This is a genomic window from Paraglaciecola algarum, from assembly GCF_021532655.1.
Classification (GTDB): domain Bacteria; phylum Pseudomonadota; class Gammaproteobacteria; order Enterobacterales; family Alteromonadaceae; genus Paraglaciecola; species Paraglaciecola algarum.
In genome coordinates, this window is the sequence record NZ_JAKGAS010000003.1 from 472,097 (window position 1) to 480,910 (window position 8,814).

At 38.7% G+C, this 8,814-nt stretch carries 9 protein-coding genes and 1 rRNA gene; 6 read left to right on the forward strand and 4 right to left on the reverse strand.

The genetic code is table 11. The features are described 5' to 3' along the window. Positions 1-8 precede the first annotated feature (8 nt). Positions 9-767 (reverse strand): divergent polysaccharide deacetylase family protein, encoded by a 759-nt coding sequence (locus L0668_RS08260; protein WP_235311679.1) that lies wholly within the window; start codon positions 765-767, stop codon positions 9-11. Between the two features lie 150 nt (positions 768-917). Here L0668_RS08260 and L0668_RS08265 point away from each other — a divergent pair, with 150 nt between their 5' ends. Then, on the forward strand, positions 918-1,889 hold the full coding sequence (locus L0668_RS08265) for a hypothetical protein (protein WP_235311680.1): 972 nt from the start codon (positions 918-920) through the stop codon (positions 1,887-1,889). A gap of 90 nt (positions 1,890-1,979) precedes the next feature. Then, on the forward strand, positions 1,980-2,717 hold the full coding sequence (locus L0668_RS08270; protein ID WP_235311682.1) for an AAA family ATPase: 738 nt from the start codon (positions 1,980-1,982) through the stop codon (positions 2,715-2,717). Positions 2,718-2,760: 43 nt separating this feature from the next. On the opposite strand, the gene L0668_RS08275 is transcribed toward L0668_RS08270, so the two are convergent. Both L0668_RS08275 and gpmI read right to left on the reverse strand, forming a co-directional pair. Further along, complete coding sequence (locus tag L0668_RS08275; RefSeq protein ID WP_235311684.1) at positions 2,761-3,915, reverse strand: murein hydrolase activator EnvC family protein; 1,155 nt, start codon at positions 3,913-3,915, stop codon at positions 2,761-2,763. 13 nt (positions 3,916-3,928) lie between these two features. Continuing rightward, a complete protein-coding gene (gene gpmI, locus L0668_RS08280) occupies positions 3,929-5,464 on the reverse strand; it encodes a 2,3-bisphosphoglycerate-independent phosphoglycerate mutase (RefSeq protein ID WP_235311686.1) in 1,536 nt (511 codons plus the stop codon). A gap of 221 nt (positions 5,465-5,685) precedes the next feature. Here gpmI and L0668_RS08285 point away from each other — a divergent pair, with 221 nt between their 5' ends. Genes L0668_RS08285 through gpsA form a run of 4 tightly spaced genes read left to right on the forward strand, consistent with a single transcriptional unit; the run spans position 5,686 to position 7,944 of the window. After that, positions 5,686-6,111: a rhodanese-like domain-containing protein gene (locus L0668_RS08285; protein ID WP_235311688.1), complete on the forward strand. Its 426-nt coding sequence runs from the start codon at positions 5,686-5,688 to the stop codon at positions 6,109-6,111. 15 nt (positions 6,112-6,126) lie between these two features. Beyond that, positions 6,127-6,384 (forward strand): glutaredoxin 3, encoded by a 258-nt coding sequence (grxC, locus tag L0668_RS08290; RefSeq protein WP_235311689.1) that lies wholly within the window; start codon positions 6,127-6,129, stop codon positions 6,382-6,384. A gap of 35 nt (positions 6,385-6,419) precedes the next feature. Continuing rightward, on the forward strand, positions 6,420-6,935 hold the full coding sequence (gene secB, locus L0668_RS08295; protein ID WP_235311691.1) for a protein-export chaperone SecB: 516 nt from the start codon (positions 6,420-6,422) through the stop codon (positions 6,933-6,935). A 13-nt stretch (positions 6,936-6,948) separates the two neighbouring features. Then, positions 6,949-7,944 (forward strand): NAD(P)H-dependent glycerol-3-phosphate dehydrogenase, encoded by a 996-nt coding sequence (gene gpsA, locus L0668_RS08300; RefSeq protein WP_235311693.1) that lies wholly within the window; start codon positions 6,949-6,951, stop codon positions 7,942-7,944. Positions 7,945-8,740: 796 nt separating this feature from the next. Here the strand turns inward: gpsA and rrf are convergent. Beyond that, positions 8,741-8,814, reverse strand: a 5S ribosomal RNA gene (gene rrf, locus L0668_RS21000); the annotation flags it as partial.

Below are 8,814 nucleotides of genomic sequence, written 5' to 3' on the forward strand. Positions count from 1 at the left end.
AAAACTCCTTAAAGAATTGGTGTGGCAGATTCGCTATCAGCAATCTTAACTAATTGTGAAGACTGAGAGACTAAATCACTTAATTTAACCAAAGATACACCATGCTTTTCTATGCTAGGCAGATGTTTTTGCAGGTAATTCAAAGTTTGCGCATGAGGATGAGCAATACCGACTGCATGCCCATACTTTTTAGCTAACATAATTAATCGATGAAACTCTTGTTCGATTTTTTTAGGCTGTAAATTGTGATCCAAAAATACATTGCGTTTAGTGTTTAATACGCCAGACTTATTCGCTATTTGTTCCGCTTTACTATATCTAGTGGTTCTACTGTCAACAAAAAATAAACCTCGTTTTGATAGATATTCCATAGTCACAGACATAGGCATAGTTAACTGAGTTAAACGACTTCCCATATGGTTATTCACCCCAACAGCATGGGGAACCGTTTTTAATGCAGCTTTTAATGTTTCCACAATTTCATTGGGTTGCATGCTCGACAACAAGACTCCTTCCTCTTGATTAACCCTAGCCAAAGATTCCATGGGCATATGTAAAATCACTTCTCTTTCTTGCTTAGCGGCTCGATTTGAAAATATTTGGGATAAGTTTTTATTGGGTAAGATTGCAAAAGTGACTTCGGCTGGTAGTAAAAACGCAGCTTCTTCCTTTTTATTATTGCCCATATCGTCAATGATCAAAGATATCTGCGCAGCGTTAGAAAATGCAGTAAAAAGCAAAAGAATTGTAAAGATGAATAAGCGCATGTTTTTATTATTATTTTACAAAGACCAAAGCGATAATTGGATTATAAATAGATAAAAGTGGATTACTAGAGGCTTTATTTATATTCTGTCTATCTGAAGTTCTTAAGTGACTATTAATTTAAACAAAAAAACTAAAGTAAGAATTAAATTATGGAAGATTTACCCACAAACATATTAACTTTTGAAGAAAAAATAAAACGGGAACCTGATTCAGAAGATATTTTGGGTCAGTTGTTAATGGCATACGCCACACCAGACTTTCATTCTCATCGAAATAAAGTTAAACATATATTAACTTATATTACTTTATATCCAACACACGCAAGTTCACGTTGCCCGTGGGTTTATATTAACCATGAGAAATTCCCTAAAGAATTTAAACAAGTAGAAAACATCTGGAAGCAACACTTAACTGCTCAGCCGAACAATCTAAAAATAGTCCAAGGTGTGGCTAATTTTTACAGTACCTTTGCTCCAATATTGTCTACTAACGCCCTACAGAATTTTGCTAACAACAATCCCACAGAACCTGACGTATGGGTAGATTTAGGGCGCTATACGTTAGATGCCAAGGAACGATTAAATTATTACTTGAAAGCGAAAGAACTGGGAGCCAAGCAGCCAAATTTATTAGTTTGGATTTCAATATCTGCTATTGATGCTAAGAAGTTCTCAATTGCAGAAAATGTGGGTAACGAACTTTTAGCTATTGTTGAAGCTGCGCGCGCAAAGCATGGAGAGAAGCTAGATTGGCCAGAAACTGGCAAAGAACTTTTTGATAAGGCACTCAAAGCTATAGGCGATAGAGCAAAAACTCGGGACCTAACTAAGGCTATTTCAACAAGCGCTTATAGTAAACATTATGGACATACCGCCCTTGGTCATGTGGCACTACACAACAAAAATTTAAAACAAGCAATTTTTCATTTATTAGAATCGGGCAAGGTTGTTAGCGATTGCAGACTATCATCTTATGGACCTAGTTTTTTGTTAGCCGAAGATTTATGCCGCCAAGGTGCTTGGGATGATGTGGCCATTTACATCAAGTATTGCAAAAACATTCTGGAAAAGCCCCGCTCTAGATCGATGGCAAGCGCAAGTCGAGCAACAAGCAATGCCTAGCTTTTATGAAAAATTGTAAATCTACCGCAAATTTTTATCTTTATGCGCGTCTGTGGAAAATTTGATACAAACACCGGAAGTTAGTACTCAATGAGTTTAAATCCAAAGCCTTACCTGCAAGAAATAGTGTTAATGCAAGACAAAGTAGTTAGCTTTGACGAGTTCCCTTTTTGTATTCCCACCATTAAAAACTTAACGTCTTTAGAGTTTCACCCTGATGTAACATTTTTTGTGGGTGAAAATGGAAGCGGAAAATCTACTTTGCTAGAAGCGATTGCCGCAGCTATGGGGATTAATCCAGAAGGTGGAAATAAAAACACGACTTTCGCCACCAATAGAACCCATTCAGAACTAGATGACTATATTAAAACGATTAAAAGTTATAAAAAGCCAAAAGATTACTATTTTCTACGAGCAGAAAGCTTTTATAACGTAGCGACCTACATGGATAGTCTTGTGTCACCAACTTTGCAGGGTTATGGAGGAAGATCTTTACATAAACAGTCCCATGGCGAATCTTTTATGGCAACCATTACTAATAAGTTACGAGGTAATGGGCTTTATTTAATGGATGAACCTGAAGCTGCGTTATCACCCACAAGACAGATGTCCGCAATATCAGTCATTCATAAATTAGTGAAAGACAACTCACAACTAATCATTGCCACCCACTCCCCCATTTTACTTGCATACCCTAGAGCAAAAATTTATCGTTTTGATCAATCGGGAATTCATGAAACAACTTATGAAAAAACTGAGCATTTTGAAGTAACCAAAGATTTTTTAAATCGATACGAAATGATGACTAAAATATTGATGGGGGAATAACCTTTTCATTATTTATGAGCATTAACCAGCAATAAGTACAAATTTATAAATCCAACCAACTAGTAGGATTAACCGGTTTGCCTTTATGGCGAATTTCAAAGTATAAATTAGGTCGACTTTGCCCACCACTTTGACCTAATAAGGCAATTGATTCTCCGGCTGAGACGGTTTCTCCCGCCTGTTTTAATAACGCCTGATTGTGCCCGTATAAACTCATATAACCATTGCCGTGATCCAGCACAGTCACCAATCCGAAGCCTCTTAACCAATCTGAGTACAGCACTTTAGCATCATGGATGGCAACCACAGGACTCCCCACGCTGCCATAAATTACAATGCCTTTCCATTTAATTTGGCCTTGACGAAAACGGCCAAACATTTTACGTAATTGGCCTTTGGCAGGCATTAATAACTTGCCTTTAAGGGCATTTAACCCGGTCAATGATATATTTTGTTTTGCTTCTACTTGAGCTTGTGCTCGAGCAATCGCATCCATCAAATTCTTTTCGTTAATTTGTAGCTGTGCAATCTTTAATTCATCACTTTGGATCGAACTACGTAATCGACTTAAGGTGTTTTCGCGCTCAACTTGTTGCGCGGCCAGAGATTTTTGCTGCTTAACTTGACGGGATTTAAGGTCTTCCAACTCTTTTTGTTTATCTATTAATTGCGCATTAACACTCTGCAGTTCTTTAACTAATAAATTAAAACTATCAATTTCAGCTTTTCTGGCCTTATTCAAATATTGATAATAAACAATAGTACGTTCAAAATTGGCCGCATCCTGTTGATTTAACAACATTTTGGCAAAGTCATAATTGCCAGTCATATAAGCGCTGCGGATTTGCGCGGCTAATGCTGACTTTTGTTGCTCAAGAGCGGCTAAATATTCTTGTTGTTTTGCTAACAAAGATTTTTGTTGTTGTTGATTATCTCTAAGAGATTCTTGCGTTGAATTAAGGCTTTTAGCTGTAGTGGCTATTTTTAGCTCTGCTTTTTGTAAGCTGTCTTGCAGTTTTTTAGCTTCCGCTAACTGCCTATCCAATTCAGCTTGTTTAATTTTAATCTGTTGCTGGATGGATTGTAAATCGTTGGAATCTTGCCCATGTACATTAAGGCTAAACAGGCTGAAACTAATCCACGCCAAACAAAAAATACGACTTAATGTACTTATGTTTGGCTGGATTCGATTCAACATTAACTAAGGATCGTTAGTCTAAAGTAACAATGGGTGTGCCAGTCATTTCTGTTGGCTGTTCCATTCCCATTAGGTGTAACATAGTCGGCGCCACGTCACTTAAGGTACCACCTGTTCTAGCAAGAGTTTTACGAGCACCTACATGAATAAAGTGGACTAACTCACTAGTGTGAGCTGTATGTGCCTGACCGGTTGAAGGATCTTGCATTTGCTCCGCATTACCATGATCAGCGGTGATCAAACAGTCGCCACCATTTTTATTAATCGCTTCGACAATTCGCGCAATACACGAATCAACAGCTTCTACGGCTTTAACTGCGGCGTCAAAATTACCGGTATGACCCACCATGTCGCCATTAGGATAATTACAAATAATGGCGTCAAACTTACCTGACTCAATAGCAGCGACTAACTTGTCAGTTAATTCTTTAGAATTCATTTCTGGTTGCAGATCGTAAGTAGCCACTTGAGGTGAAGGAACCAAAATACGCTCTTCACCTTCATACAAGTCTTCTTTGCCACCACTGTAAAAAAAAGTCACATGGGCATATTTTTCAGTTTCTGAAATTCTTAGTTGGGTTTTATTATGCTGCGCTAACCAATCCCCCATCACATTGACCAAAGCCACTGGTGGATAAGCGCATGGTGCGGGTATACTTTCTGCATATTGAGTTAAAGTCACAAAAGCACTCAAATCGATATGTTTATCTTTAGAAAATTCGTTAAAGTCTTTCTCCACAAACGGACGACTAATTTCTCTTGCTCTGTCAGCTCTAAAGTTCATAAAAAACAGGCCATCACCATCCGCAATTGGTACGGCGTCACCAATAACTGTGGCTTGCATGAATTCGTCGTTTTCATCTCTTCGATAGGATGCTTCTAGCGCTTCAAGAGCTGAATCTGCTTGGCAACTACCTTTAGCGTTAGCAATTAGATTATAGGCAGTTTCTACCCTATCCCATCTGGCATCTCTATCCATTGCATAGTATCGACCAATAACTGTTGCGGTTTTTCCTATGCCTAATTCTTTAAAGACTGCATCAGCATGCTCTAATGGGCCTTTTGCACTTCTAGGAGGTGTATCACGTCCATCCAAAAAAGCATGTAAGTACACTTTAGTCGCACCACGTTTGGCAGCCATTTTGATAAAGGCAAAAATATGGTCGCAATGACTATGTACGCCACCGGCGGATAACAAGCCCATTACATGTACAGCTTTATCTGCTTGTATAGTTTTATCTAAGTTTTCGACTAAAGTGGGGTTTTCGAAAAAGTCACCATCTTCAATCGCTTTAGTAACACGAGTAAAGTCCTGATAAACTACGCGGCCAGCGCCTAAATTTACGTGGCCTACTTCTGAGTTACCCATTTGACCAGGAGGTAAACCTACATCTAACCCTGAACCTGAAATCAAAGTGTTGGTACATTGTTCATACAAACCGTCTAATACGGGTGTGTTAGCATGAGCAATTGCGTTACTTTCTTTGTTTTCTCTGTGTCCCCAGCCATCCAAAATTATCAGTGCTGTAGTTTTTTTTGCTTGGCTCATGATCTATTCCTATCTAGTGAACTATAAAAACGCTTATAACTCTAATCTTATCCTTACTAGCTTGGCTCGTCATCTTCAATATCGCCTCAAAAACCAAATGGATAACAATAAGTTATTCCCTGTACAAAATATGTTTAAGCCCTAGGACTAGTTTCTACCTATAAAACCTTTATACTTTGCGCACTTTTTTTAAGATATTTATAGTAGTGAGATCTTTAGTTATGGAACAATTGGTAGAGTTTGCCGGTAACCACCTTATTTTATCGGGTGCCTTTGTAGCACTTTTAGCTGCACTTATTTATACAACTGTTGCCAGCCAACTTTCTTCATTAAAAGAATTAAGCACCCATGATGCAACTTTATTAATGAATAAAGAAGACGCTTATATTTTAGACATTCGCCCCTCTGCGGACTTTAAAAAAGGTCATATTTTAGGCTCTAAACAACTAAAAGCAGAATTAGTCACAAAAGCAGACTTTAGCTCTCTTGAAAATCAAAAAAATAAACCCATCATAGTTGTCTGTGCAATGGGTATGTCTGCCAAACGGACAGCGTCGCAATTACAAAAAGCCGGTTTTGAAAACGTATCTGTTTTAAAAGGTGGCATTAATGCTTGGCAAGGTGCGAATCTGCCTATTAATAAATAATACTCAGGTTTATGTATGGCAACAGTAGATATTTATACCAAAGGACATTGTCCTTATTGTTATCGTGCAAAAGCACTGTTAACTGAAAAACAAATTCAATTCAACGAAATTGAAATTGACGTGAATCCCGAATTACGCAGTGTCATGATCGAAAGAGCAAATGGTGGCTATACAGTGCCCCAAATCTTTATTAATGATCAACATATTGGCGGTTGTGACGACTTGTTTGCGTTAGAATCACAAAACAAATTAGACGCAATACTTGCCGTTTAAATTTGCTATTTAAAATAAAAATTTAAGGAATTTCCATGGCTGACGAAAATCAACCAAATGACAACGTTGCACAACCAGATGCAGCACAAGCACCACAATTCAACATTCAAAGAATCTTTACTAAAGATATTTCTTTCGAAGCACCTAACTCACCAGCCATCTTCCAAAAAGAATGGAAGCCTGAAGTGCAACTTGATTTAGATACCAAAAGCACTCCTTTAGGTGATAATCTTTATGAAGTGGTTTTAAGTGTAACAGTAACAGCAAAATTGGGCGAAGAAACCGCATTTTTATGTGAAGTTCAACAAGCAGGTGTATTCAGTATTAGTGACATGCCTGAGCAAAATATGGCTCATATGATAGGTGCTTTTTGCCCTAACACCTTGTTCCCATATGCTAGAGAAACTATCTCAAATTTAGTTAACCGTGGTACTTTCCCTCCGTTAAACTTAGCACCAGTTGACTTTAACCAAATCTTTGCCGCATATATGCAACAAAGAGCAGAACAAGCGCAATCTCAAGATCAAGCGCCGCAAAAATTAGACGCATAATAATTCTATTAATATGAATTCAGTATGTGTTTTAGGGGCAGGCTCCTACGGGACTGCCCTAGCATTTTGTCTTTCAAGAAACGGTGTACAAACTGTTTTATGGTGTAGAGATCCTGTTCAAACCCAGTTAATGGAAAAATCCAGGACCAATGCCAAATATCTACCAGATTCGACCTTTCCTGAAGCATTAACAGTCGAGTCAGATATTCAAAAAGCACTGGATTTTAGTCATGATATTTTAGTAGTTGTGCCTAGTCATGCATTTGCTGAAACACTGACCTTGATCAAACCATACCTGACTGCTAAACATCGAATAATATGGGCTACAAAAGGACTAGAGCCAAATACAGGTCGATTACTACAAAATGTAGTGATAGATATTCTTGGTGAAGATATACCTTTAGCTGCGTTGTCAGGCCCCACATTTGCAAAAGAAATGGTAGCAGGCTTACCCACGGCAATATCTATCAGTTCCACTAATGAATTATTAGCTGAAGAGTTTGCAAATAAATTACATTGCTCGAAATCTTTTCGGGTTTACCGAAATGATGACTTTGTTGGTATTCAACTTGGTGGAGCAGTAAAAAATGTGATTGCCATAGGCGCTGGGTTAGCCGATGGCTTAGGTTTTGGCTCAAACGCCAGAACAGCCTTAATCACTCGAGGCCTAGCAGAACTTACTCGTTTGGGTGTAGAGATGGGTGCAAAACCTGCTACTTTTATGGGCATGTCTGGACTAGGTGATTTAGTATTAACCTGTACTGATAATCAATCAAGAAATAGACGTTTTGGTTTAGCCTTAGGGAAAGGATTAGGCATAGACGCTGCTATAAAAGAAATAGGCCAAGTTGTAGAGGGATATAAAAATACTAAAGAAGTTCATGCTTTAGCTGCAAGAATGGAAGTAGAAATGCCAATCTGCGAACAAATCTACAAAGTTTTATATCAAGGTAAATCAGTTAAAGAAGCTGCACTATCACTATTAGGCCGCGAACAAACTTCAGAGTAATTATAAATACATCATACTAACCCGTATAAAGATATGATCTAATATCATCATATCAATTTCTCCCAAATTACCCTTAAATCCACACACTGAACAACAAATATTTCAATCCATCATGATATAAGATTAGGAAGGACGACATCACTATGGGTTAACCTAGTGTTTTCTTGAGCACTGCTCCATCTATTTTAATAGCCCAACATTGATGCTGGTATTAGATGAAGGCAGTCTATTTAGGCGCATGCGCCGTCTGCCTGAATACCCTACCAAAGATGGCAAGACCGGGTTCATCTCATCATGGGGAAATGCCGTCTTGAGACGAGCACTGCTCGGCTAGGCATTTGCAATATGACAAGGATGTCATATTTGGCTGAGCTTCATCAGGGGTTAACCTAGGGTTTCCTGTAGCACCGCTCCAGCTAGGTTAACAGCTTGGCATGGATGCCAAGATTGGGTGAGCTTCATCATGGATGTGCACACTCCTACCTTGAAATCTTTAAAGCCCAGATAGCAAAAAAAGGGCTACCCTTTCGGATAGCCCTTCTTCTAAATAGGAGTCTGCTGTCGACTACATGGATGTAGGAAGTGCAGGTTTTGCAGGAGCATAAAACCTGTCTACTCTCGCAGGAGGGAAAAGCGGGAATTTAAGGAATGTGTTCCGCTCCGCTTTTCAATGAGTCATGGATGACGAGTTTGGGTGCATATCATCAGGGATGTGTATTTGACTACTTCACGTTAATCAAACATCAGATAGCCAAAAAAGGGCTACCCGTTTGGATAGCCCTTCTTCTAAATAGGAGTCTGGCAGTGTGCTACTCTCGCATGGGGAAACCCCAAACTACCATCGCCGCTAATGCGTTTCACTTCTGAGTT